We start from the raw sequence: 24,298 nt of genomic DNA on the forward strand, positions 1-24,298 counted from the left end.
GCGCTCACCCCTCCACCCGCGGCAACCCCTTCACCGCATCGACTGCCTCGGCCATCAACCGCTCGATCACCTCGGCAGCCGACATCCGCTCATTCACGAGCGTCGACGATTCTCCCGCGAACAGCGCCATCTTTTCGAGCTCGCCCGTCGTACAACGCAACGGCGAATTCGTGCTGAACTTGTAGACTGGTCCGCCATCCTCGTGCGCGATTACTTCGCGCGGCCGTTGATACGGATCGTTGCCGAACAGATGGCCGGTCGCCTCCACCGTCACGCTGTTGGCCAGCACGCGCACCGGCGAACCCGCCGGCCAGTTGATCGCGAACAGATCCGTATGCACCGTATCGCCCGCTTGCGCATCGAGAATGCGCTGCTTGTGATAGTCGTGCGCATACGACTCGTGCGTCGGCAGAAACAGCGTGCCGCAATGAATGCCCGATGCGCCGAGCGCCATCGCGGCAACCAGGCCGCCGCCGGTCGCGAAGCCACCCGATGCCACCACCGGCACACGCACGCGCCGCGCGATCTCCGGCAGCAACGTCATGATGCCGACGCGGCCGCGCACGTGCCCGCCCGCTTCCACGCCCTGCGCGATGATCGCGTCCGCGCCGGCCCGTTCGGCAGCGAGCGCGTCGTCGAGCGTGCCGACCTGGTAGAGCACGATCGCGCCCGCGTCCTTCGCACGCGCGATCACCTCCGGCACGACGTTCCAGAAGAAGCACATCACCGGCACATGTGCACGCAGACACACGTCGAGCTCGGCAGCGAGCAGCTTCGGTTCCGTGCCGGCCGGAATCAGGTTGACGCCGAACGGCTTATCGGATGCCGCGCGCACCGCGGCGATCTCGCGTTCGATGGTGTCCGGCGATTCGCGCACCATGCCGAGCAGGCCGAAGCCGCCGGCGTTCGATACGGCCGCCGCCAGCTCGGCGCGCGCGGGCCCGCCCATGCCCGCCGACACGATCGGATGACGACAGCCGAGCAGACGGGTCAGCGGTGTCGAAAACGGCGCAGCGCCTCGGGTCATGATGTGCCTCCTTGAGTGCGTCTTTCGTAGCATCAGGAACGCACATCGTACACGTCAAGCGTGCCCGCGCTGCTCGCTATCCAGATGCGCCATCTGAGCCGCCGCATAGCGATCGCCCGCGGCCGCACCCTTCGGCACCGCGCGTTCGATTGCAGCGAGTTCGTCGGCGCTCAACGTCACACTGAGCGCACCCAGCGCTTCATCGAGCCGGCTGCGCGTACGCGCGCCGACCAGCGGCACGATATCGTCGCCCTGCGCCGCGACCCACGCGATCGCGATCTGCGCGACGGACACGCCCTTCGCATCCGCCACCTTGCGCAATGCGTCGACGAGCGCGAGATTGTGATCGACGTTGTCCGCCGAGAAGCGCGGGCTCACCGCGCGGAAATCGCCCTTGCCCGCCGCGGCCTTGTTCCAGTGTCCGCTGATCAGCCCGCGCGACAGCACCCCATACGCGGTGATGCCGATCCCCAGTTCTCGGCACGCCGGCAGGATCTCGTCTTCGATGCCGCGCGAAATCAGCGAATACTCGATCTGCAGATCGCTGACCGGATGCACGGCCGCCGCGCGCCGGATCGTCGCGGCGCCGACTTCGGACAAGCCCACGTGCCGCACGTAGCCCGCCTTGATCATGTCGCCGATCGCGCCGACGGTCTCTTCGATCGGCACGTTCGGATCGAGACGCGCGGGCCGGTAGATGTCGATGTGATCGACGCCGAGCCGCTGCAGCGAATACGCGAGAAAGTTCTTCACCGCCGCAGGCCGCGCATCGTACAGCGACCAGCCGCCCGCCGGATCGCGAAACGCGCCGAACTTCACGCTGACGATCGCCGCGTCGCGTCGCGACGGCGGCGCGCTCTTCAGCGCCTCGCCGATCAGCATCTCGTTGTGGCCCGAGCCGTAGAAGTCGCCGGTATCCAGCAGCGTGACGCCCGCTTCGAGCGCCGCGTGAATCGTCGCGATGCTTTCCGCGCGATCCGACGGGCCGTACATGCCCGACATGCCCATGCAGCCGAGACCGATCGCGGAGCTGTGCGGCCCCGTCCTGCCCAGTTGAAGTTGCTTCATGTTCGTCCTTTCCTCGGTAGATGCGCCTTCGGGTGATCCCAACCCCTGGCGCTTGACGGCAAGTATCCGCGCAATCCCGGCGTGCGATAATCCCCTTCAATCTGCTCAGGCTGTGCGGAATTCCGAACAATGCAAGAACCCGACCTGTCCGACCTGAAGGCCTTCATCGCCGTCACCGAAGCGCGCGGCTTCCGGCAGGCCGCGCTCACGCGCGGCGTGTCGCCATCGTCGCTGAGCGAAGCGGTGCGCCGGCTCGAGCAGCAGCTCGGCGTGCGCCTGCTGAATCGCACCACCCGCAGCGTCACGCCGACGGAGGCCGGGCAACGGCTCGTCGAACGTCTCGCGCCGGCGTTCGGCGAGATCGCGATGGCGCTCGACGCCGTCAACGTGTTCCGCGACAGCCCCGCCGGCACGCTGCGTCTGAACGTGCCGTCCATCGCGGCGCGCGAAATTCTGCCCGCGCTGCTGTCGCGTTTTCTCGCGGCGCACCCGGGCATCACGGTCGATGTCAGCAGCAACGATACCTTCATCGACATTCTCGCGGCCGGCTTCGATGCGGGCATCCGCTACGACGAACGCCTCGAGCGCGACATGATCGCGGTGCCGATCGGCCCGCGCGTGCAGCGCATGGTGGCCGCCGCCGCGCCGGCCTATCTCGCCGCGCACGGCACGCCGAAGCATCCGCGCGAACTCGTGGACCACGCGTGCATCGGCCACCGCTTCGAAAGCGGCGTACTGGCAACCTGGGAATTCCGGCGCGGGCGCGACGTCGTGCGGATCGAGCCGAACGGGCCGATGATCGCGTCGATCATCGAGCTGCAACGGCGCGCGGCCGTCGATGGTCACGGCGTGATCTACTCGTTCGACGAATTCGTGCGGCCCGCGCTCGACACCGGCGAACTCGTGCCGATTCTCGCCGACTGGTGGCAGTCGTTCAGCGGCCCGTTCCTGTACTACCCGAGCCGCACGCTGATGCCGACACCGCTTAGGGCCTTCGTCGATTTCGTACTGGCGGAGAACCATGCGAAGCCCGCTAAAGGCCAGTCCAGGCGATGATGATGCACTGCAACGCAACGCGCGCTGCGCGCCCCGCAATCTATCGCGCGTGCATCGTTCATAGATTTTTTAAGCTGGCGCTGAGGAAATTGTCCTTGTCTGATGATCGCGCGCGCTTCGACCGATAAGATAGGGCCTACAACGAAGACCGAAACGGATAGCGTAAAACGCCGCTCATGACCGATACCCCGTCACTGATCCCCATCACTCCTGAAACCCACGGCGTCGATATCGACCTCGTCTACGCCACCAGCCGCAATCTCACCGGCAAGCCGATCTACCAGGCCGCGCACTGCCTGCTGCTCGCGCCCGCGGAAGCGGCGTTGAAGCGCGCCATCGGCTACGCGCGCGATGCCGGCTTCACGCTGCGGATTTTCGATGCATACCGTCCGCCGCAGGCGCAACAGGTGTTATGGGACTTCCTGCCCGACCCGACCTATATCGCCGATCTGTCACGCGGCTCGAATCACAGCCGCGGCACCGCGCTCGACCTCACGCTGCTCGACGCGAACGGCGACGAGCTCGACATGGGCACAGGCTTCGACGCGATGACGATCGAGTCCGAACACTTCCACCCCGGCCTGCCGGAACACGTGCAACGCAACCGCCTGATGCTGCTCGGCGTGATGCACGCGGCGGGCTTCGCGCACATCAAGTCGGAGTGGTGGCACTACGAATTGCCGGGCTCGCGCGCGCTGCCATTGATCGACAATAGCGAAAGCGGCCCGCTGCGGCTGATGTAGCCGCACGGCCCTCGCGTGGCGCGAGCCATCGCTAAAGTCATAGCCGTTGCCGTCGCAGGACCTTTTCGTTCGAACGCTTCATTCCTTTTCCACGGAGCAAGCATGCAACTGGTACTGCGCAAAGCCCTGTCGGCGGTCGCGATCGCGGCGGGGTTGACGATGCCGTTCGCCGTCTCCCTGCCGGCCGCGGCGGCCACGCCGAAAGACATGCTCGTCATGGCCACGATGCTCGACGAGTTCAACACGCTCGATCCGGGCGAAGTCTACGAGCTCGTGCCCGAGGAATACATCGCGAACACCTACGACCGGCTGGTGCGCGTCGACCTCAAGGACCCGTCGAAATTCAACGGCGACGTCGCACAGTCGTGGACGGTCAGCCCCGACGGCCTCACCTTCACGTTCAAGATTCGCTCCGGCCTCAAATTCCACTCCGGCAATCCGCTGACGGCGGAAGACGTTGCGTGGTCGATCCAGCGCACCGTGCTGCTCGACAAGGGCGCGGCTGCGGTGCTGCAAGGCATCGGCCTCACGAAAGACAACGTGCAGAAGAACGTGAAGAAGGTCGACGACTCCACAGTCAGTATCACGACCGACCAGAAATACGCGCCGACCTTCGTGCTCAACGTGCTCGGCGCATGGCCCGCGTCCGTGGTCGACGAGAAGCTCGTGATGTCGCACCAGCAGGGCAACGACCTGGGCAACGGCTGGCTGAAGACCAATGAAGCCGGCTCGGGCGCGTACAAGCTCGTCAAGTGGACCGCGAACGACACGCTGATCCTGCAGCGCAACGACCAGTACCGCATGCCGCTCGCGATGAAGCGCATCGTGCTGCGTCACGTGCCGGAAGCATCGAGCCAGCGTCTGCTGCTCGAAAACGGCGACGTGGACGTGGCGCGCAACCTGAGCCCCGATGATCTCGCCGCGCTCACCAAAGAAGGCAAGGCGAAGGTCACCGCGGTGCCGCAAGCCACGCTGCTGTATCTCGGTCTCAACACGAAGAACCCGAACCTCGCGAAGCCGGAAGTGCAGGAAGCGATGAAGTGGCTGATCGACTACAACGGCATCCAGACCAACGTCGCGAAGACTACGTACAAGGTGCACCAGACCTTCCTGCCCGAAGGTTTCCTCGGCGCGCTCAACGTCAATCCGTATCACCAGGACGTCGCGAAAGCGAAAGCGCTGCTCGCGAAAGCCGGCCTGCCGAACGGCTTCAACGTGACGATGGACGTGCGCAGCAGCTATCCGTATAGCGAGATCGCGGAAGCGGTGCAGGCGAATCTCGCGCAGGGCGGCATCAAGGTGCAGCTGATTCCCGGCGACAACAAGCAGACGCTCGCGAAGTACCGCGCCCGCACGCACGACATCTACATCGGCGAATGGTCGGCGGACTACATCGACCCGCACAGCAACGCGCAGGGCTTCGCGTGGAATCCGGACAACAGCGATCAGTCCGCGTACAAGATGCTCGCGTGGCGCAATTCCTGGAACATCCCCGATCTGACGAAGGAGACCAACGCGGCGCTTGCGGAATCGTCCACCGAGAAGCGCGCGCAGATGTACCAGGCGATGCAGAAGCAGTTCCTCGCGAATTCGCCGTTCGTGATCATGTTCCAGCAGGTCTCGCAGGTCGCGACGAGCCCGAACGTGAGCGGGCTCGAAGTCGGCCCGATCAACGACCTGGTGTCGTACCGCAACGTGAAGAAGCAGTAAGCTGCGAGACATCGCACCAGGACCTGTGCATGTCGACACCCGTTACCCCGTTCGATCGCATCCGCGCGCTGTCCGCCGACAAGGCGACCGTGCGCTGGAGCCTGCGCGTGCTGCGCTGGTGCTTCATGCTGGCGATCACGATACTCGGCCTGCTCGCAATCACGTTCGTGATCGGCCGCAAGGTGCCGATCGATCCGGTGCTGGCCGTCGTGGGCGACCGCGCGTCCGCCAGCGCGTATGCCGCCGCGCGCGTGCAGCTTGGGCTCGACCGGCCGCTCGCGGTGCAGTTCTGGCTGTACGTGCGCGACATGCTGCACGGCAATTTCGGCATGTCGCTGCTCACCTCCAGCCCGGTGCTCGACGACATCAAGCGCGTATTCCCCGCCACGCTCGAACTGGCCACACTGTCCACGCTGATCGGCGTGCTGATCGGCGTACCGCTCGGCGTGATCGCCGCGGTGCGGCACAACCGCTGGATCGATCACGTCGCGCGCTTCGTGGGGCTGGTCGGCAGTTCGGTGCCGGTGTTCTGGCTCGGCCTGATGGGGCTGCTGCTGTTTTACGCGAAGCTGCACTGGGTATCGGGCCCGGGCAGGCTCGACCCGGTGTACGACGGCATGGTCGACACCCACACCGGCAGCCTGCTGATCGATTCGATGATTGCCGGCGAATGGGACGTGTTCTTCAACGCGCTGTCGCATATCGCGCTGCCGGCCGCGATTCTTGGCTACTACTCGGTCGCGTATCTAAGCCGGATGACGCGCTCGTTCATGCTCGACCAGTTGAGCCAGGAATACATCACCACAGCGCGCGCCAAAGGCCTCGCCGAGCGGCGCGTGATCTGGCGTCACGCGTTCGGCAACATCGCCGTGCCGCTGCTGACGGTGATCGCGCTCACGTACAGCTATCTGCTCGAAGGGTCGGTGCTGACCGAGATCGTGTTCGCGTGGCCCGGCATCGGCTCGTATCTGACGGGCGCGCTGCTCAACGCGGACATGAACGCGGTGCTCGGCAGCACGTTCGTGATCGGCGTCACGTTCATCGCGCTGAACCTGCTGACCGATGCGCTCTATCGCGTGTTCGATCCGCGTGCGCGCTGAGCGCCTCGTGCCCGCCTTTCCTACTCGCCCATGTCCGACGAACCCAGCGCACATGATCCACAGGACTGGCCGGTGAAGCCCACGCCCACGTTCACGCCACAATCACCGGCGCGCTGGAAAGCGTGGCTGCTGACCGACACGCCCGTCTCGCGCAGGCAGGCGGCGCTCGGCCTCGCGTATCGCCGCTGGCGGCGTTTCGCGGCCAATCCGCTGTCGATGTTCGGCTTCGCGATCCTGCTGCTGCTCATCGTCGTCGCGGCCATCGGACCATGGATCGCCCCGCACGATCCGCTGCGCCAGGTGCTCGCCGACCGGCTGCTGCCGCCCGGCTCGCCGTCGCACTGGTTCGGCACCGACGAACTCGGGCGCGACATTCTTTCGCGGCTGATCTACGGCTCGCGGCTCACGCTGTCCATCGCCATTCTCGTCGTCGTGGTGGTCGTACCGATCGGCCTGATGATCGGCACCACCGCGGGCTTCTTCGGCGGCTGGGTCGACGTCGTGCTGATGCGCATCACCGACGTCGCGCTCGCGTTTCCGAAGATCGTGCTCGCACTCGCGTTCGCCGCCGCGCTGGGTCCCGGCGTGATCAACGCGGTGATCGCGATCTCGATCACCGCGTGGCCCGCGTACGCGCGGCTCGCGCGCGCGGAAACGCTGCGGCTCGTGAACGCCGACTTCATCCACGTCGCGCGGCTGCAGGGCGCGTCGCGGCTGCGTATCCTGCTGCGCTACATCGTTCCGCTGTGCATGTCGTCGGTGATCGTGCGCGCGACGCTCGACATGGCGGGCATCATCCTGACCGTCGCGGGCCTCGGCTTTCTCGGCCTGGGCGCGCAGCCGCCGAGCCCCGAGTGGGGCTTCATGGTCGCATCGGGCCGCAACGTGCTGCTCGACGCATGGTGGGTCGCGACGCTGCCCGGCGGCGCGATCCTGCTCGTGAGCCTCGCGTTCAATCTGCTCGGCGACGGTCTGCGCGACGTCTTCGATCCGCGGCATGGAGACTGACATGAGCGACCTCAGGTCAACACCGCCGCTGTGCGAAATCGACGACCTGCGCATCGGCTTTCGCACGCATGACGGCACGTTGACGGAAGCCGTGCGCGGCCTTTCGTTCACGCTGAACAAGGGCGAGCGGCTCGGCATCGTCGGCGAATCGGGTTCCGGCAAATCGCTCACCGGGCGCGCGCTGCTCGGCCTGCTGCCGCCCGCCGCGCACTGCACCGCGCGGCGTCTCGCGTTCGACGGCGAAGATCTGCTCGCGATGCCCGCGCGCCGCCGGCGACGCCTGTGCGGCCAGCAGATGGGGATGATCCTGCAGGACCCGAAGTATTCGCTGAACCCGGTGATGACGGTCGCGCAGCAGATGGCCGAGGCGTTCGCACTGCACGAGCCGAAGCTCGGCCGCCGCGCAATGCGCGAGAAAATCGTGGCGGCGCTGGCTTCGGTGCACATCCGCAATCCTGAGCGTGTGGCCGATGCGTACCCGCACGAGCTTTCAGGCGGCATGGGGCAGCGCGTGATGATCGCGATGATGGTGTCCACCGGCCCGCGCCTGTTGATCGCCGACGAACCGACGAGCGCGCTCGACGTGCTCGTGTCTGCGCAGGTGCTCGGCATTCTCGACGAAATGATCGACACGCACGGCACCGGGCTGATCTTCATCAGTCACGACCTGCCGCTCGTGATGTCGTTCTGCGACCGCGTGATCGTGATGGTCGCGGGGCGCATCGTTGAAACCTGCGCGGCGCGCGATCTCGCCAACGCGCAGCATCCGTACACGCGCGGCCTGCTTGCTGCAAGTCCGCCGCTCGCGAATCCGCCCGACCTCCTGCCGGTGCTCGAGCGCGACCCCGCGTGGTTCGCTGCCACGCCGAACGACGGAGCCGCCGCATGATCGATATCCAGCATCTGGACGTGCGCTTCAGAACCGCGACCGGCAGCGTCGACGCGGTGCGCGACGTCAGCTTTCGCGTGAGCGAAGGCGAAGTGTTCGGACTCGTCGGCGAATCGGGCTCCGGCAAATCGACGGTGCTGCGCGCGCTGACAGGGCTTGCGCCGGTGAGCGGCGGCAGCGTGATGGTGGGCGGACATGCTGCGAACGGCAGCGGTGAAAGCAGCCGCAAACGCGACGTGCAGATGGTCTTTCAGGATCCCTACGGCTCGCTGCATCCGCGCTTCACGGTCGATCAGACCTTGCGCGAGCCGCTGTCCATCAACGGCATCGGCAACCAGGACCAGCGGATCGTCTACGCATTGCGCGAAGTGGGACTGGGCGCAGCATTCCGTTTTCGCTATCCGCATCAGCTTTCAGGCGGGCAGCGGCAGCGCGTATCGATTGCGCGCGCACTGATCGTCGAGCCGCGCGTGCTGCTGCTCGACGAACCCACGTCCGCGCTCGACGTCTCCGTGCAGGCCGAAGTATTGAACCTGCTCAAGCGCCTGCATCGCGAACGCGCGCTGACGATGGTGCTCGTCAGCCACAACCTCGCGGTGATCGGTTTTCTGTGCAGCCGCGTGGCGGTGATGCGTAACGGCGAGATCGTCGAGCACGCGGACATCGACGCGATCCGCGAACATCGCGTCGAGCATGACTACACGCGGCGCCTGCTGCTCGCGACCGGCGGCTACGAACGCAAGGCGGTGGCGACGATCGGGGTCGATGCCGCATTTTGAGCGTGCTGCATGAGCGTGAAGATGGCGGACGCGCCATCTGATTTCCCGCTATTTGGGCAGCGCTGCGTTGGTGTTTCTCGAATCAGGAAAACGCCCTGCTACAGGGCATGATTCGTGCAAATGCCGCTTCCGGATCGCGCGGCAAACGTCTAGGCTTTAGTCACATCAAATGGACCGGACTGGGGCTCGCGCAGGTGCGCGAGTACGGATGCCGGCCACAAGGAGACATCGAATGGAGCTCGAAACACGCACGATGAAGCGCGTGATGGCACGGCTCGTGCCATTCCTGATGTTCTGCTATTTCATTGCCTATCTGGACCGTGTGAACGTCGGCTTCGCCGCGTTGCAGATGAACAAGGCGCTTGACCTTTCCGCGAGCGCATTCGGTTTCGGCGCCGGCGTGTTCTTCATTGCCTACTTCTTCTTCGAGGTACCGTCCAACCTGTTGCTGGAACGCTTCGGCGCGCGCCGCTGGATTGCGCGGATCATGTTCACGTGGGGCATTCTCGCGGGCGCGATGGCGTTCATCCCGTACATCGCGACATGGAGCGGCATGTCGAACGCACACGTGTTCTACACGTTGCGGATCCTGCTCGGCGTGGCCGAGGCAGGCTTCTTCCCCGGCATCATCTTTCTGCTGACGCTGTGGTTCCCCGCGAAGTACCGCGCGCGGGTGGTCGGCTACTTCATGGCCGCGATTCCGCTGTCCACCGTGATTGGCGGACCGATCTCGGGCGCGCTGCTGTCGCTCGACGGCAAGCATGGTCTGGCCGGCTGGCAGTGGGTGTATCTGATCGAAGCGGCGCCCGCGCTGATCCTCGCGTTCGTGGTGTGGTTCTATCTGACCGACCGGCCGGTGCAGGCGACGTGGCTCGCCGACGACGAACGCGCATGGCTCGTCGCGCGCCAGGCGCAGGAGCGCAAGCATCGCGAATCGGTGCACGTGTTCAGCGTGATGGAAGCGCTCTTCAATCCGCGTGTGCTGGCCGTCGCGCTGATCTACTTCGGCGCGAATGCAACCAACTATGGCCTGAGCTTCTTTCTGCCGCAGATCGTCAAATCGTTCGGGCTCACGAATCTGCAGACCGGCTTCGTGACGTCGCTGCCGTATATCGTCGGCGTGATCTCGATGCTGTACTGGGGCCGTCATTCGGACCGCAAGCTCGAGCGCAAGCGTCACGTCGCGATCGCGCTGGCGGTGGCGGCCGCGGGGATCGCGGCATCGGCGGGGCTCGACAATCCGGTGCTCAAGATGCTGGCGCTTTCGATTGCGGGCTTCGGTATCTTCGGTTGCCTGCCGGTGATCTGGACGTTGCCGGCCGCGTTTCTCTCGGGTGCTGCGGCGGCAGGCGGTATCGCGGCGGTCAATTCGCTCGGCAATCTCGCGGGCTTTTTTGGCCCGTATGCGATGGGGTGGATCAAGGATGCGACGGGTGGATTCGGCGCGGGGTTGCTGTGTCTTGCCGGCGCCGGATTGATCGGTGCTGCCGCTGCGCTGCTGCTGCGTCACGATACCGCGCTGGAGAAACTGACGGAGCCGCAGACGCAAGATCGTGAGGATGGGGCGGAGGTGGTGAGGTCTTGAGGGTTGGGGTTTTGGGTTGGTCGTTCCAGGTTGTGCTCGCCGCCTTTGAGCGGCGAGCGGTTGCAGAGTCACTGTTTAGCAGCGGTCGTTGAAGAAAGGCTTGTCGCTCGGTCTCCGAATGCGCGTCTACTTTTGTAGAATTGATTGCGCGTCTTTATAAGGGAAGTGCACACGTTTTCCCTCTTGCTTTCCGTCGAAGCCAGAGCCAAATTTCCCCGAAAGTAGTGGGTCTTTCAGGAAACGAGGATCGCCTTGCGAAGTGCGTTGAATATCATAGGCGTGGACCTCATAGAAATCCCCCTCCGTATCGACTCCCGGCAAGTAGTAGTGCCATTTCACAATCAAGAACAAAGCTTGACGCGCTTCAACGAAAACTTCAAACGCGCTTACCAACTGCGGCGATGATGGTCCATCTTGAATGAAAGTCGCGACAGGAAACTGTACTCCGCTAAAGTTCTCCAGGGTGATGACCAGCTGACGCGGTTCGACATCGCTGACTATGGCATTTATCCAGCTTTCTTGAGACAGGATACCGACCCGCACGTTTGCATCAACAGGAATCGTCAATGGAGGATTTGAAAAAGCAATCCTTGGCAAGCATTGGATGGCTGTGACGAACCATAGAGTCGATAGCAATCCCGAGATCTTTTTCACGATCCCGCTCCTCAAGATACTGTGTTATGCCCTACGCAGAACGCAGTCGCGATGATCCCCACATTTTCGCTTTGACGATCCATGAGAACCCTCGAATTATCAATCGGCATCAAGGCAATTTTTCAAACAGACCATCGAGTCTAATCGTGGTTCATCATCGCCCCCAAACGAATAGACGGCGACGCCGTGGGTTGTTTTTCCATAAAACGGAATGTCAATTTTTAGCCCGCGAGATTTAGCTGGTGATGCGACGACTTGCATTTCTGAATGAACGATCTTCTCCGCCACGCGTCCATTGCATAGCGAAATTTCTGCAGATTCAAACGGTGCATATTGGGTTCTCGCAGCGCTTGAACCGCGACACTCAAATCCGCTCCATTCAACTCCAGCAGGAACGATGCCGTAGCTCCTCGACAGCGAAATTAACTTCAACGCGTACACCTTTTTATCATCGTATCGAAAAATAAAAATCTGCCAGTTTCTCGACGATGTTGTGTTGCTTCGCTCAAGATAGTATCTTTGCCCTCTTTTTGTCAGACTGTAACTATCGAACATTGTCTCCTGCACCGGGAGATCAAACACTCTTTTGCTTGATTTGACGTCAACGATGAGTCCGCTCTCACTCAGCGTTATTGGGCAGTTGGTCTCGCCGCAAACGATCGCATCCGCTGCCAGTGCGTATCCTACACACGGAGCAAGCAAAGAAAATGAAAATAATGCCAAGCCGGCGATAAATGTCCTCTTCATCGTGTTTCCTTGATAATTTTCTCAAACCGCTCTGCGTAATAAGCGAATTGTGACGCTTTGTCTTGGCCATTTATGATTGCACGAGCACCAACATAATCTGGTGTCGTCGAGTCGAGATACCTGGAGAGCGAAGGCCCCGCAAAAATACCATCGCGCATACCGAGCATCATGATTTTCACCGCAAGTGGAAGCTCCAAGGCCTTATCTGGATCGTTCACGAGATCCAAGCCGATCAGCTTGCCCATCTTTTGATAGTTTTTCTTAAAGGTCAGCTGAACCAGACCACGTCCTCGATACGTATATCCGTCACCGGCCTGAGTGTTACCCATGCTTACCGCACGATCTCTGTGCGCGCTATTTTCACGAGAACCAATCCCATAGTCACACTCTGCTTCCTCATACGACTTCATTTCCAGGATCGGCCCAAAGAAGGTGCCACTGCGAAAATCGTATGACTCGATGCGAACGGTTGCCAACATGTATGCAAGGTACGAAACGCGGCATTCTGCAAAGTACGCTGGATATTGACGCATCATTTCCGAGAGCAGGGATCGCAAATTTTGTTCGGATTTCTCACTAAGCTGAGATATATTTTGATGTATCCCTCTTCCAGAAAACCAACCGAACTCCGTTGCGTGCAGGCTCTTATATCTGCCGCAAAAAGCGTCGATATCGACACAAGTGCAGAGCGTTGCGAAATTCCCCACCAGCGCCACCGGATGAACATGATGCACAACCGGACTGGAAGGAAACCCCTGCACCCTGCCCTTCACCTCATCCCACCATTGCAGTTTCCTGATCCGCGTCAACTCGCACCGCCAGTTTTCGGCTGCATTGCGCATAAGCGGAGTGATCGCCTCCCAGCGATTCATATTGCCGCCCCACTCGCTCTCGTAGCGCAGGATCAGATGCGCGAATTCGCTGGCAAGCCAGGGCGTATACATCGCGTGCGCCAGCTTGCGCGCCGTCACGACCATCCGGCCGTTCTTGTCCACGTCCCGCTCCTTGTTGTAGCCAGGCGGCCGACGGCTAAGCGTATGCTCGAGCTTTCGCAGCAAGACGCTGTTGTTCACCGTCGCAGCGGAAGATTCGCACTCGCTCTGCTCCGACCTGTCCGGATTTCCAGACACGAGCAGGTTGCGGCGGAAGGCATCGGTCAGGTTGATTCCGGATGCGTCCACGATCTCGAAACCCGGCCAGGCCCACGGGTTTTCCCACTTCGTTCCCGGATGTCCGTTCTCGCAAATCCAGCCTGAACTCTCCTTGCCATCCGCAGTACCGAACCCGACGAACCACCATCTGACGCCCTTGTCATCGACAGCGATATTGTTATTCCCACGCAGGCTGTCCAGCTGTGCGCGAGGCAGGACGAGCGTGGCCCCGTTCGGCGGATCGGAGACTGCACTCAATTGCAACGGGAAGCGGCTCCACGCAGGCATGCCATCCGGTGCGGAAAACCTGCGCTGCAGGTAGCGTTCGACCCACACGGGACCGCCGTCGGGATGGGCAGCATCCGCCCCGTAGATCCGCCGCCATGGTTGCACCCGCATCCACGGCCCGGTCTGCGGACTGTCCGGCACCGGCACAACGTGTGAGATCCGACCATGCTCGCCTAGCTTCAAATCCGGATCGGTGTGCCGACCTACCAATTTCGCCCCCGGGTTGACCAGCAAGATCGTCGCGCCTTGATCGGGCGGCAATTGCACAGCCCGCATGCGGCTCTTGTCGATGAAGGTCTTCAGTTCGTCACCAGCAAAGACCTCCAGATGCAGTAGCTGCCGCGCGGGTACGGGCGGCAACGGAGTCGAGCGCTCATAGTCGTGATACTCGCCGAGTTGCCCGAGCAGCGTCCCTGCCTTCACATGGATCGGCTGCGGCGGAACAACTATCTTGCCTACATCCTGCGGCTCCTTCATCGCACGCTGATCGTGCAGATGGATCCACCCCCAGTCGCCCTCCGGTGTCAGCACCGCTTCCCGGTTCTCGTCGCCATCGGGCCGTACCCATGGCACGCTGCGCTCGTCCTCCCAGCCGAAGTAGCCGCCGCTCTGTGCGCTCACCATATGTCCGGACGTCACGGCGTGGATGTGCGCCCACTCGCCGCGTCGCTCGCTAATGGTGACTTCGCAGCCTTCGGGTAGCAGCGCGACGCGTCTGCCCGCGGTCAAGCGACCGTTGGCTTCGGCTTTTGGCGCCTGATAGACGAACGCACCCGGCACGCCGCCATCGCCTGTCTGGCGGTCTTTGTTGCCGATGCGGAAAGCGTCGACGCCAGGCCACCAGCCGGGCCGCACGAGGTCACCATTAGCCAGGTAAGTTGCCCAGTCGGCCATGTGCATATAGAGACTGAAGAACGTCAGCGTCTCGTCGGCGGGCTGGGCAGTTGTGCTGCCCGGCGCGGCCGGCATCGTCAGCTGGTGGCGCACCAGAACGAAGCCCGTCGAATACATGCCCCACCGACGATCCTGCGTGAAATGCACCTGTGGGTAAGCATCGTCGAGCCTGAAGGCAACGATCTCGCCATTGGCGATCACGCCTACGCCTGCGGACTGGTCGAAGCTGGCAGAAGTACGCTCGCCGAAATGCACGCCGCCGTGCGGGAAACCATTCACGCCAAGCGGAAAGAAGCCATCGTCCATTACGCCTAGTGCGTAATAGAAGGCGTGTGGGTCGGTTGCTTCCTTGCCGTCACGGTCAGGAAATGGATAGCGCCAGACCTGCAAGGGCGACGACTCTGGCGAAGACGATTGGCTGTGCTGTGGTGTGGTCATCGGATACGTGATGAAGGAGCGGGCTTAGCCCGAGAATTTCGAACCATGGCAGGCCAGGTCCGCGATGTCATTGGCGTAGGGCAGCGCTGCTTTCGTCATCGTGCCGTCGGGGCGGGTCTGCTTCCAGGACGCGGCCTTTTCCACGTAATCGCCAGGCGTTGCGTTGGTGAAGCAGCACGGTGTGATGCTGAGATAGGAGCCGCCGCATTTGAGTATCAGCTCCTCTTTTGCTTCGATAATGACCCTTCCCTCCGTACTGCGGATGAATGCGTCTTTCCGCGACGCCATATCGAGAACGTCGTTTTGCGCCTGAATCTGAACCTTGCCATGCGCAGCCAGCAACTTGATGCCAAGCCCATGCGCGAAGACCGATATGGCCTCTTTCGCAGCCAGAGCGACATTGCGGAACGCGTTCACGTTGAACCCGGATGAAGTCGCCACGCTAACGTCCTCACCTGCAGATACCATCATGCGACCCGGCGTCGCCATGCCGATCCCTTGTGGCGCCGACAACGCAAGCACAGCTTCCTTCAGATTCGCGAGTTCGCTCTTCAACCACTCGCTCTCCGACTTCAGGTCGGCCACCTCTGCCATAGCGGCGTTGGCCGCATCGACAAGTTCTCGCGCCTGTGCCTGCGTCAGGTTGAACTGATCGTCGATCGCGCGCGTATCAGCCTGGTGACCTTGCGCCTGATGCTGAACGTCCGCCGACACCAAGAGGCCACCACCCGCGCGCACGCTCCCCCGCATATCGGTGCGAAGTTCGAACCCTTCGCCGCGCTGCTCGCGCTTCCCGTCGACGATATGTCCCAATGTCAGCTGGCTTTTCCCGGAATGCGGTGTGGATAGCTTGACGTGCTCCTGTCCTTGCCAATCCTCGAATTGCAGCTTGTTGTCCGACTGCGTGCGGATCACGTTGCGCGAGAGCCAGCGGTTTTCGCTCGTGACGAGATCCACTGCATGGCTGTGGTGCATCGCGTGAGCGATATAAGGCCGGTTCGGATCGCCGTCATGAAAGGCGACGGCTACTTCGGTGCCATCGAGCAGCGGAAAGTGAAAGCCCGTTTGCAGCGCGCCGGCGAACGGCTTGGCAAGACGCAGCGGCACGCTTTCACCGCCAGCGGGCCATGCGTCGAAATCAGCATCGAACCTGACCGTGTAGTAGCCCGCCGCCGTGAGGTACGCGTATTGGTATTTGTCAGGTGACGTGACGCGCGCACTCAGCGTGCCGCTAATTCTCGGCCAGTTCGCCTCGTCAAGCGGCAACCTGAAGCGTCGGTCCGACGGTATCGCCTTATACGTGTTCGTATAGGCAGCGTCCCGAGCGCCGCAATGCACGACCTCGACGATCACCTGCCCGTTCGGCGCATCCGGCAACGCCTTGTCGATATGCAGAATACGCGCGGGGCTCAATGCGAGAACGCTGCTTTGCCCTTCATACACAATCTGCGCCGCAAAGGCCGCTTCGTGCCGCAACTGCGCTTCCCATTTCGCGCCCTGTGCGTCGAGATGATGCGTGCCCCACACATACGGTTGACCGTAGGTGGTGGTGTCCTGGAAGGCGACGTTAGCCTCGTCCTTCAAGCGTTCCCACGCGTTGTCCGGGTTGTAGTCCGCAACGCTGAAAGACCGCGCCACCGTGCTCGCAACGGTTTTCAAAGCGGTCACGGCTTCGTTGCGCGACGCCAGCCCCGCCGGCTCGCGATAGGGCACCTCGAGCGTCGGCTGATAGACGTAGTGATCGATGTCGTCGCACAGGTTCAGCACATCGCCGTGCTCGCCCGCGGTGGAATAGCTGTAGATGCCTTCCTGCTTCATCAGCAGCTGCACCCACGCGAGATCATCCATCTGGTACTGGAAGCGGAACGCGTGCTGCGGATACTTCCGGCGCAGCCGGAAACTGAACTGGTGACCCATGAAGCCGTGCCGCCTCAGCACCTGCTCGATGATCTGCGGCGCGGTGGCGTGCTGGTAGATGCGGCTGGTGCGGACGTGTGCGAGCCTGGCGAAATGCGCGTCCAGCACGAATTCATAGCTGGTGAAATCGCGCGTCGTCTTGAGTTCGTTAAAGCCGCTGATCCAGCCGGCGAAGGTACGCCCTTCGATGCCCTCGGGCACGATGGAAAAGCGGGCGTCCTTGCCGAGATAGTCGGCGCGAGCAAGCGCGTCCGGATGCGTCAGGCGAACAACGATCCGATACGGCTCGCCAAGCCGTTCGGTCGCTTCGAACGACACGACCGATAGCGCGCTTGTGCCCGCCGCGCCGGGCACGCCCAGAAAATACGGCTGCCTGGCAGTGCGCGAATCGCGACGTTGACTGCCTCCTTCGAAACCTTCCGACATCATTCGTTATCCTGTGTTTTAGATCGAGATCAACTTCCATCCAAAGACGCAATCCTCCCGCGTCCGAAACAGGACAGCGAATCAGCAAATTCTTAAAGGGGATCCAATAACCCAGCGAGCATATTCGAGGTCGCGCGCCAGGCGGCAACATCGATCGCCCAGCGCCATGCGAACGTCTATCGCGTGCGCAACGCAGCGTAAGCGGCCAGCAGAATGACGACGCCGCCGGCCACCGTGCGGACCGTGGGAATCTCGTGCAGCAGCAGCGCAGCCATCGCGCAACCGTACACCGGCTCCAGGTAGGTAAACATGCTGACCGTCGATGCGCTGACGGTGCGCATGCCAGCGATGAAAAGCGTATGAGCGAGCGCCGTGCAGAAGATGCCCAGAAATAGCAGTTCAGCGATGGTGAGCACCGACGTCGGTAATTCGGCGCGGGTCATCAAGGGCAAAAGGACCAATGCCGCCACCGCGTTCTGATACGCCGATATCTTGATCGGACTGTGACGTCTCACGAGTATCCGGCCCATGATCTGCACGAGCGCAAAGGTCAAACCGGATGCGACACCCCAGCCGGCGCCGGCAGCGTTCTGCCAGTCGCCTTGCTGCACCGGCGCCATCAGGCTCAAGCCCAGAAGCATCACGGGGATCAGCAGAAGATGAGCTTTCCGGATACGCTTGCCGTCGACGTAAGGCGCAATCAACACGATGAAGATCGGGAACGTTGAGAACGACAACAACCCGATCGCGACGCCGGACAACCGGATCGCGTTGAAGAAGCTGTACCAGTGAAATGCCAGCAGCAATCCAAGCGCGATCAGGCGGCTGCCGTCCGCCGGCTTGACCGCGAACGGCACTTTTCTGGCCCAGGCCACACACAGCAGGACCAGCGCACCGAGGCCGGAACGTGCTTCGACGAGCGTCAGCGGCGACAGCGCCGTTGCCCGTCCGATCACGCCCGCGGTACCGAACAGCAGCGTAGCCAGGTGCAGTTGCAGGATCGGCGCGTGGCGCTGTAGCGTGGCAAGGGCGGAAGCGTGGCGTGCAGGGAGAGAACGCATGGAAGACCCGGACTGCGCGGAAAACCGCGGATGGACATTGGCGTCACGGGTCGCCCAACATTGGAGACCACCGGACGCTCCGCGCCTCGCAAGCAAAGCGGAAAGCGCCGCCGCAATCTGCTGACGGCTACGTGATCCCCTTGCGAAGCGGGAAGCGCTCGTTCATCACGCGTGACCCGATATAGAATTTTCGCATCTTTTCACAGTGCTCCACGAGATCCTGACGTTTGGTCAGCTTCGCGACTTCAGTCAGATTCCGGTAGATATCGCTGACTGGCGATTCGAAGCGCAACTGGACTTGCGACAGCTTCAGCAGGATCTGCTCGGCATCGTCCTTTTCATTGAAGCGCGCGGACAGGAGTTCCAGATAGTCCTGCAAATCTTCCTGATCGAGCTTCGTGCGCAAGACAAGCGCCGGTGCGATGGTCTCGTCGCGCATCGACGGATCCTTGAAGATCATCGAGTAATGCGGGCTAGGGACATGGGCATAGCGAAAATCCAGACTCAATATCCGCCGGTCATCCGACGTGAGGTTGATCGCCGAATGCGGCACCGTGGACTCCAGGATCCAGATATCGCCTTTTCTCATTCGGAACACACCGAACTTCTCTTCCGAGTGGTACGAGTCGATGCAAGTTTCCAGCGGAATCAGAATGCGAATGTACTGATCCTTGTCTTTGGACAATTCCAGGAAATCGGTGTGCGGAATGACAAGACCGTTCACGAGATTCCGCACGCGGGCCATCGTCATACGATCGGTGTCGAAGCACGTTTCGATGACTTGCTGAGATACGACGTCGCAGCGCCGACCTGCGTCTGGATTGGCGGATGATCGTAGTCGGAAAACAGCGTGTCCGTCCATTCTCCGGTCCGGTTGTAAAGCGAGTGATTGATCCAGGTGCCCGAGCCGAATTCGTCGTACTGCTCCTTGATGGCTGGAAGCGCCGACAGCACCTTAAGATCCTTTCTGAGCAATTCGTCGTCGAACTTGATGCGCCCCACAAGACGGGTCGTAGTCGTCATGGAGATGTCCTCCTGTCGTCAAAAAAAGAACGATGCTTCCGCGCCCCGCCGGCATGGCGATGCCATGCATGCGTCGGAGCGGGCGCGGCGCCCTTGAACATGATCAGACGCGCTCCGACCGGGCGGTGCTGGTGGTGGCCGTCGAACTGCGTGCGTCTACGTGTGCCGCCTTTGCCTTTCTCGACATCGCGAGTGAAAAGACGACACCGGCAACCAGCCCCCACAATGCCGAGCCCAGACCAAAGAAAGACATGCCCGAGACTGTGACCACAAAGGTCACGACGGACGACTCGCGATGAGTTTCGTTCGCTACGGCCGACGCAAGACTCGAGACGAGCGTCCCAAGCAGCGCGAGGCCGGCCAGCGTGGTGGTCAACCCGTCGGGCAAGCGGGCGAAGAGCGCGACGACCGATGCGCCGAACGTTCCGATGCACAGGTATCCAATGCCGCAGACGACGCCGGAGATATAGCGACGCCGCGGATCTTCGTGGCATTCCGGGCTCGCGCACATCGCACCGACAATCGCGGCGGGATTGATGCCCGAGTTGCCGAAGAACGCAAGTGGAATGGACATCAGCGCGCTTGCACCGACGACCGACCGCGGCGCGATATAGAACCCCGCGCTGCGGAGAATATGGATCGAAGTGGCCAGCTGCGTGAGCGCGAGCAGCAGCAACGGCAGCCCCAGCCCCATCAGCGATGTAAAGGAAAAGCCTGGGACGGTGAACTCCGGTCTGGCGACGCTCAGGTCCAGACCTTGTACGCCGAAATTCGTACCGGGCAGCGCGACCGCCACGCCGGCGAGCAGCGCAAGCGCGACCGCGTAGCGCGGAATCAGCCGGCGACATGCGACATACACGACCACGACCGGCAGGACGATGGCAGGCGTGGACTGCAGCGAGCGGAAGATGCCCGCGCAAAAGTCGAAGAGCACACCTGCGATCATCGCGGAAAGCAGGTGCGCGGGTAGATGCTGGATCAAGCGGCCAAATAGCCCCGACAGACCGATGACCGCGATGACGATCGACACCACGAGGTAGCAACCGATCACGTCCTTGAACGGATAGTGCGCAAGGCCGGTGATGAGCAGCGCGACGCCGGGAGTGGACCAGGCGCCGATGACGGGCATCTTGTGGCGCAGGCTGAGCCAGAGCCCCACCGCGCCGGCACCGATGGAGACCGCCCAGATCCACGTGGAGAGCAGACTGGGTGAGAGATGCCCGGCCTGTGCCGCCTGGACCACGATCAATACCGGGCCGCTGTAGGTGGCAACAAGCGCGATGAGTCCCGCTATCGCCGCGGACAGAGAAAAGTCTGCACGCATTCTGGAAAACATCGCAAATATCTCCGATAGGATGACGAAATATCTCATCGTCACACAAGCATCGAGCTCAACGCCGACATGTTTTCACGCAAGAACACGCGCGACGTTGCAGAAGCAACGATTGAATCGCAATTGTTTTTTGGGATAAACCTATGGTTTAGATGAGGTTGTTAAGAGATAACAATCTGGTAAAACGCGCGCGAGGCAGCCAAGCGCCCGCGCCACAGCAGCGCGCAGGCAGCACGCCGATGCCCACCGAACGTCGATGGTGTATGACTAGCGAAAGGGATTGCGGAAGCGGAAGCGGCAGCCGAACGCGAGCGCCCGCAGCGCTCAATGGCGCGGTGCGAAGGAGGCGGCGTAGTGCCCGCCCGATCCGCTCGCCGCCACGCTCAGATGATGCGCAGGTTGCGAATGCGGCCGATGCGTGGCGAGCGCTTGAGGATCAGGTCCTGAATGACTTCAGGCAAAAGCGCGCGGGGAATGTTGGCCGGCACGTCGTCGACGAGTTGCGACGGAACGTGGACGATGTACTCGTCCGGGGCGGTCGCCAGGCTATGTTCGTAGCTGACGCGATACTCCATGATCGGCGACTCCGGGGGAAAGGTTCGTTCACGATTCTACCAGCGCGGCGGCGCTTCCGACGCGCGTTCAGTGGCCATCCGCACGAAGCGCGCGAAATCGGCGCGAGGTCGGCGGCGCACGCGTTCCGGGCGCTCAATCCAGCACGAACGGCTTCACAGGCGCGGGCCGCTCCGGCGCGGGCTCGCCGAACAGATCGCACACCGCGTCTTCCGTGCCGAACGACATCGTGGTCAGCGCGAGGTCGTTGTCGTCGGTGCCGAACGGCTCTTCGAGTTGCGCGGCGATCGCCTCGTGCGCCATGAACGTGTACGCGACGAGCACCGCGAACACCGGCGTGAAGCCGCCGATGCTGTCCACCAGCCCGAACGGCAGCGACGCGCAGAAGAAGTACACCGTGCGATGGATCATCACCGTGTACGCGAACGGCAGCGGCGTCGAGCTGATGCGCTCGCAGCCGCCGATCACGTCCGACATCGTCTCCAGGCTGCGATCGAACGCGAGCATGCCCATCGCGTCCACCGTGCCTTCGCGCCGGCGCGCTTGCGTCCACTCGCCGAGCCACAGCATCAGCGTCGCCGCGCGGTAGCGCGACGCCATCGCACGTTCGAGCAGCGCGGGCGGCAGACGCGCCGCGAGATCGTCGCGCGGATCGGTGCCGCGCAGCTGATGCCGCAATGCATGCGGCAACGCGCGCAGCACCTGCACGAGCGCGCGCGTCTGGTCGGCCGGCACATCGTTCACGCCGAGCGTCAGCGCCTGGCGCGCAATCGACCGCGACGTGTTCAGCAACTGCCCCCACAGCTTGCGCGCTTCCCAGTAGCGGTCGTAGCTCGCGTTATTGCGAAAGCCGAGAAACACCGCGAGTGCGATGCCCACCAGCGAGAACGGCGCGGGGCTCAAGCTGATCGTCAAGCCGAAGAGTTTGTCGTGCGTGAGCACCGCGACGAGCGAGATCACGAACACGATCAACAGACGCGGCACGAGCCGCGGCAGCACGGAGCCGCGCCACGCGAGCAGCAGGCTGATCCAGTTGAGATGCGGACGGATGATCATGTCGGCGCGATGTCAGTGGGGTCGAGCGAGTTACTTCACGAACGGCGTCAGCGCGCGCAGCCAGCACACCGTCGCGACCGCGCCGCCGTCGGGCGCGCCCACCGCGCGCTCGCCGAGATAGCTTGCGCGTCCCACGCGCGGCATCATCGTGGCGGTCGCGTCGGCGCCCTGCTGCGCGGCGTCGACGGTTGCGCTCCATGCGTCCGCGAGCGGCTTGCCCGCGCGCACGGCCAGCGCGAACGCATCGGCGGCGGGACGCAGCGCGTCGAGCATCGTGCGCTCGCCGGGCTTCGCGCCGCCGAGTTCGGCGATCGCGGTGACGGCGGCGTCGAACGCATCGGCCCATGACGCGGGCGCAGGCGCCGCGTCGCTGCCGAGACGTCGCGCGGCGCGCAGCAACGCGGTCGCGTAGAACGGCCCCGAACTGCCGGCGATCGCGCGACGCAGCGTGACCGCGAGTTCGGCAAGCGCATCGGCAGGCGATACCCACGCGCCGTTGCGCATCGCGAGCACCGCTTCGCCCGCGCGTTTCATGCTCGAACCGAGGTCGCCGTCGCCGGCCTTCGAATCGAGTTCCGTGAGCTCGGCTTCGTCGGCGATCAATGCGCGTGCGGCAGCATCGAGCGCCTGCTGCAGCGTCGAACGTTGCGCCGCTGCTGCCGGCGTACTTGCAGCATCTTGCGCGGCGTGCGCTGATACCGCGATGCCCGCGGCGCCATCCACGTTCACGCGTCCACCGCGCGGCCATGCGCCCGCTTCGGTCGGTGCCTCGAGCAGCGCGAGCCGCGCGTCGTCCACCCGCATCACCGAGATCGAACAGCCCGGCATGTTCAGCGCCGACAGCAGCGTCCCCGCCCACGCGCGTTCGATGTGCAGCCCACGCTTTCGCAGGCCATTGACGGCGGCACGCGCCACCACCGCGAGTTCCATCGCCGTCGTTGCGCCGAGCCCGTTGACGAGCAGCGCGACGCGTTCACCACGTGCCAGCTGCTGGTCGTCGACGATCGCGGTGAGTAGCGTGTCGACGAGATGGTCCGCGGGCATCGGCTGCGTGCGCTGCACGCCCTTCTCGCCGTGAATGCCAAGGCCGAGTTCGATCTCGTCGTCCGCGAGCGTGAAGCTCGATTGCTGCGTGGCCGGCAGCGTGCAGCCGTCGAGCGCGACGCCCATCGTGCCGATCGCGTCGGCGGCGGCGCGCGCAAGCGATGCGACCTCGGCAAGCGGCTTGCCCGCGGCCGCCGCCGCGCCGGCGATCTTGTGCACGAACACCGTGCCCGCGATACCGCGCCGGCGCCCACGTTCCACCGTATCCCGCAGCGACACGTCGTCCGCGACCACGACCACTTCGACGGGTAGGCCCTCGGCGCGCGCCAGTTCCGCCGCGAGGCCGAAGTTCAGACGATCGCCGGTGTAGTTCTTCACGACCAGCAGCGCGCCGTTCGGCCCCGCGCTCGCGCGGATCGCGGCGAGCACCGCATCGGTGGAAGGCGACGTGAACACTTCTCCACATACCGCCGCCGTCAGCATGCCTGCGCCGACGTAGCCCGCATGCGCAGGTTCATGGCCGCTGCCGCCGCCGGAGAGAATCGCCACCTGGCGCGCGGCGGGCTCCGGCACGTTACGCTGCACGACCACGTTCTCGTCGCGCAGCAGCGCCGTGTCCGGCGCGAGCATCGCGAGACCTTCGAGCATTTCACGCACGACATGCGATGGATCGTTCAGCAGCTTCTTCATGGCAGCGAACCTCGTCGGGTTGAACGAACGGCACGGCG

The 24,298-nt window shown here is 63.1% G+C and carries 21 protein-coding genes; 8 read left to right on the forward strand and 13 right to left on the reverse strand.

The genetic code is table 11. The features are described from left to right. Positions 1-4: 4 nt before the first annotated feature. Positions 5-1,027, reverse strand: coding sequence for an NAD(P)H-dependent flavin oxidoreductase (locus DVS29_RS00280; protein WP_118178432.1), 1,023 nt, complete (start codon positions 1,025-1,027; stop codon positions 5-7). Between the two features lie 54 nt (positions 1,028-1,081). Next, positions 1,082-2,095, reverse strand: a complete 1,014-nt coding sequence (locus DVS29_RS00285) for an aldo/keto reductase (protein ID WP_118178433.1) — start codon at positions 2,093-2,095, stop codon at positions 1,082-1,084. A gap of 129 nt (positions 2,096-2,224) precedes the next feature. On the opposite strand from DVS29_RS00285, the gene DVS29_RS00290 reads away from it, so the two are divergent. The 8 genes from DVS29_RS00290 to DVS29_RS00325 all read left to right on the forward strand — a co-directional run bounded on the left by DVS29_RS00290 (position 2,225) and on the right by DVS29_RS00325 (position 10,965). After that, positions 2,225-3,151: a LysR family transcriptional regulator gene (locus DVS29_RS00290; RefSeq protein WP_118178434.1), complete on the forward strand. Its 927-nt coding sequence runs from the start codon at positions 2,225-2,227 to the stop codon at positions 3,149-3,151. A gap of 176 nt (positions 3,152-3,327) precedes the next feature. Further along, positions 3,328-3,894 (forward strand): D-alanyl-D-alanine dipeptidase, encoded by a 567-nt coding sequence (ddpX, locus tag DVS29_RS00295; RefSeq protein ID WP_118178435.1) that lies wholly within the window; start codon positions 3,328-3,330, stop codon positions 3,892-3,894. A 102-nt stretch (positions 3,895-3,996) separates the two neighbouring features. Beyond that, positions 3,997-5,604, forward strand: a complete 1,608-nt coding sequence (locus tag DVS29_RS00300; protein WP_118178436.1) for an ABC transporter substrate-binding protein — start codon at positions 3,997-3,999, stop codon at positions 5,602-5,604. A 29-nt stretch (positions 5,605-5,633) separates the two neighbouring features. Further along, positions 5,634-6,704 (forward strand): ABC transporter permease, encoded by a 1,071-nt coding sequence (locus DVS29_RS00305; RefSeq protein WP_118178437.1) that lies wholly within the window; start codon positions 5,634-5,636, stop codon positions 6,702-6,704. A 30-nt stretch (positions 6,705-6,734) separates the two neighbouring features. Beyond that, complete coding sequence (nikC, locus tag DVS29_RS00310; RefSeq protein WP_420816052.1) at positions 6,735-7,712, forward strand: nickel transporter permease; 978 nt, start codon at positions 6,735-6,737, stop codon at positions 7,710-7,712. A gap of 1 nt (position 7,713) precedes the next feature. Beyond that, the gene (locus DVS29_RS00315) at positions 7,714-8,601 is read left to right on the forward strand and encodes an ABC transporter ATP-binding protein (RefSeq protein ID WP_118178438.1); all 888 of its coding nucleotides are present in this window, start codon (positions 7,714-7,716) and stop codon (positions 8,599-8,601) included. Then, complete coding sequence (locus DVS29_RS00320) at positions 8,598-9,380, forward strand: ABC transporter ATP-binding protein (RefSeq protein WP_118178439.1); 783 nt, start codon at positions 8,598-8,600, stop codon at positions 9,378-9,380. Before DVS29_RS00315 ends, DVS29_RS00320 begins: the two co-directional genes overlap by 4 nt. A gap of 232 nt (positions 9,381-9,612) precedes the next feature. Next, on the forward strand, positions 9,613-10,965 hold the full coding sequence (locus DVS29_RS00325) for an MFS transporter (protein ID WP_118178440.1): 1,353 nt from the start codon (positions 9,613-9,615) through the stop codon (positions 10,963-10,965). A 126-nt stretch (positions 10,966-11,091) separates the two neighbouring features. Here the strand turns inward: DVS29_RS00325 and DVS29_RS36775 are convergent, their stop codons facing one another. The 11 genes from DVS29_RS36775 to DVS29_RS00365 all read right to left on the reverse strand — a co-directional run bounded on the left by DVS29_RS36775 (position 11,092) and on the right by DVS29_RS00365 (position 24,260). Then, positions 11,092-11,619, reverse strand: coding sequence for a hypothetical protein (locus tag DVS29_RS36775; RefSeq protein ID WP_124800573.1), 528 nt, complete (start codon positions 11,617-11,619; stop codon positions 11,092-11,094). Between the two features lie 99 nt (positions 11,620-11,718). Then, positions 11,719-12,366 carry a hypothetical protein gene (locus tag DVS29_RS36780; RefSeq protein ID WP_124800574.1) on the reverse strand — a complete coding sequence of 216 codons (648 nt, stop codon included), beginning with the start codon at positions 12,364-12,366 and terminating at the stop codon, positions 11,719-11,721. Next, complete coding sequence (locus tag DVS29_RS00330; protein WP_124800575.1) at positions 12,363-15,137, reverse strand: glycoside hydrolase family 19 protein; 2,775 nt, start codon at positions 15,135-15,137, stop codon at positions 12,363-12,365. Before DVS29_RS00330 ends, DVS29_RS36780 begins: the two co-directional genes overlap by 4 nt. A gap of 24 nt (positions 15,138-15,161) precedes the next feature. Continuing rightward, on the reverse strand, positions 15,162-17,483 hold the full coding sequence (locus DVS29_RS00335; RefSeq protein WP_338069315.1) for a type VI secretion system Vgr family protein: 2,322 nt from the start codon (positions 17,481-17,483) through the stop codon (positions 15,162-15,164). Between the two features lie 173 nt (positions 17,484-17,656). After that, positions 17,657-18,637 carry a DMT family transporter gene (locus tag DVS29_RS00340; RefSeq protein WP_124800576.1) on the reverse strand — a complete coding sequence of 327 codons (981 nt, stop codon included), beginning with the start codon at positions 18,635-18,637 and terminating at the stop codon, positions 17,657-17,659. 31 nt (positions 18,638-18,668) lie between these two features. Then, positions 18,669-19,403, reverse strand: a complete 735-nt coding sequence (locus DVS29_RS00345) for an aspartyl/asparaginyl beta-hydroxylase domain-containing protein (protein WP_118178443.1) — start codon at positions 19,401-19,403, stop codon at positions 18,669-18,671. After that, positions 19,289-19,564, reverse strand: coding sequence for a hypothetical protein (locus DVS29_RS37150; RefSeq protein WP_164707804.1), 276 nt, complete (start codon positions 19,562-19,564; stop codon positions 19,289-19,291). Before DVS29_RS37150 ends, DVS29_RS00345 begins: the two co-directional genes overlap by 115 nt. 103 nt (positions 19,565-19,667) lie before the next feature. Beyond that, a complete protein-coding gene (locus DVS29_RS00350) occupies positions 19,668-20,936 on the reverse strand; it encodes a benzoate/H(+) symporter BenE family transporter (protein ID WP_240655402.1) in 1,269 nt (422 codons plus the stop codon). 344 nt (positions 20,937-21,280) lie between these two features. Then, complete coding sequence (locus tag DVS29_RS00355) at positions 21,281-21,472, reverse strand: hypothetical protein (RefSeq protein ID WP_118178444.1); 192 nt, start codon at positions 21,470-21,472, stop codon at positions 21,281-21,283. Positions 21,473-21,605: 133 nt separating this feature from the next. Further along, positions 21,606-22,526: a bestrophin family protein gene (locus tag DVS29_RS00360; protein ID WP_118178445.1), complete on the reverse strand. Its 921-nt coding sequence runs from the start codon at positions 22,524-22,526 to the stop codon at positions 21,606-21,608. A gap of 30 nt (positions 22,527-22,556) precedes the next feature. Beyond that, positions 22,557-24,260 carry a dihydroxyacetone kinase family protein gene (locus DVS29_RS00365; protein WP_118178446.1) on the reverse strand — a complete coding sequence of 568 codons (1,704 nt, stop codon included), beginning with the start codon at positions 24,258-24,260 and terminating at the stop codon, positions 22,557-22,559. Positions 24,261-24,298 lie beyond the last annotated feature (38 nt).

The sequence above is a fragment of the Paraburkholderia phosphatilytica genome, assembly GCF_003443895.1.
Classification (GTDB): Bacteria; Pseudomonadota; Gammaproteobacteria; order Burkholderiales; family Burkholderiaceae; genus Paraburkholderia; species Paraburkholderia phosphatilytica.

Excerpts from the sequence above, each read along its gene's own strand:
- DVS29_RS00280 (WP_118178432.1), bottom strand. The coding sequence starts at position 1,027 with ATGACCCGAGGCGCTGCGCCGTTTTCGACACCGCTGACCCGTCTGCTC.
- DVS29_RS00285 (WP_118178433.1), bottom strand. The coding sequence starts at position 2,095 with ATGAAGCAACTTCAACTGGGCAGGACGGGGCCGCACAGCTCCGCGATC.
- DVS29_RS00290 (WP_118178434.1), top strand. The coding sequence starts at position 2,225 with ATGCAAGAACCCGACCTGTCCGACCTGAAGGCCTTCATCGCCGTCACC.
- ddpX (WP_118178435.1), top strand. The coding sequence starts at position 3,328 with ATGACCGATACCCCGTCACTGATCCCCATCACTCCTGAAACCCACGGC.
- DVS29_RS00300 (WP_118178436.1), top strand. The coding sequence starts at position 3,997 with ATGCAACTGGTACTGCGCAAAGCCCTGTCGGCGGTCGCGATCGCGGCG.
- DVS29_RS00305 (WP_118178437.1), top strand. The coding sequence starts at position 5,634 with ATGTCGACACCCGTTACCCCGTTCGATCGCATCCGCGCGCTGTCCGCC.
- nikC (WP_420816052.1), top strand. The coding sequence starts at position 6,735 with ATGTCCGACGAACCCAGCGCACATGATCCACAGGACTGGCCGGTGAAG.
- DVS29_RS00315 (WP_118178438.1), top strand. The coding sequence starts at position 7,714 with ATGAGCGACCTCAGGTCAACACCGCCGCTGTGCGAAATCGACGACCTG.
- DVS29_RS00320 (WP_118178439.1), top strand. The coding sequence starts at position 8,598 with ATGATCGATATCCAGCATCTGGACGTGCGCTTCAGAACCGCGACCGGC.
- DVS29_RS00325 (WP_118178440.1), top strand. The coding sequence starts at position 9,613 with ATGGAGCTCGAAACACGCACGATGAAGCGCGTGATGGCACGGCTCGTG.
- DVS29_RS36780 (WP_124800574.1), bottom strand. The coding sequence starts at position 12,366 with ATGAAGAGGACATTTATCGCCGGCTTGGCATTATTTTCATTTTCTTTG.
- DVS29_RS00330 (WP_124800575.1), bottom strand. The coding sequence starts at position 15,137 with ATGACCACACCACAGCACAGCCAATCGTCTTCGCCAGAGTCGTCGCCC.
- DVS29_RS00335 (WP_338069315.1), bottom strand. The coding sequence starts at position 17,483 with ATGATGTCGGAAGGTTTCGAAGGAGGCAGTCAACGTCGCGATTCGCGC.
- DVS29_RS00345 (WP_118178443.1), bottom strand. The coding sequence starts at position 19,403 with ATGGACGGACACGCTGTTTTCCGACTACGATCATCCGCCAATCCAGAC.
- DVS29_RS37150 (WP_164707804.1), bottom strand. The coding sequence starts at position 19,564 with ATGACGACTACGACCCGTCTTGTGGGGCGCATCAAGTTCGACGACGAA.
- DVS29_RS00350 (WP_240655402.1), bottom strand. The coding sequence starts at position 20,936 with ATGAGATATTTCGTCATCCTATCGGAGATATTTGCGATGTTTTCCAGA.
- DVS29_RS00355 (WP_118178444.1), bottom strand. The coding sequence starts at position 21,472 with ATGGAGTATCGCGTCAGCTACGAACATAGCCTGGCGACCGCCCCGGAC.
- DVS29_RS00360 (WP_118178445.1), bottom strand. The coding sequence starts at position 22,526 with ATGATCATCCGTCCGCATCTCAACTGGATCAGCCTGCTGCTCGCGTGG.
- DVS29_RS00365 (WP_118178446.1), bottom strand. The coding sequence starts at position 24,260 with ATGAAGAAGCTGCTGAACGATCCATCGCATGTCGTGCGTGAAATGCTC.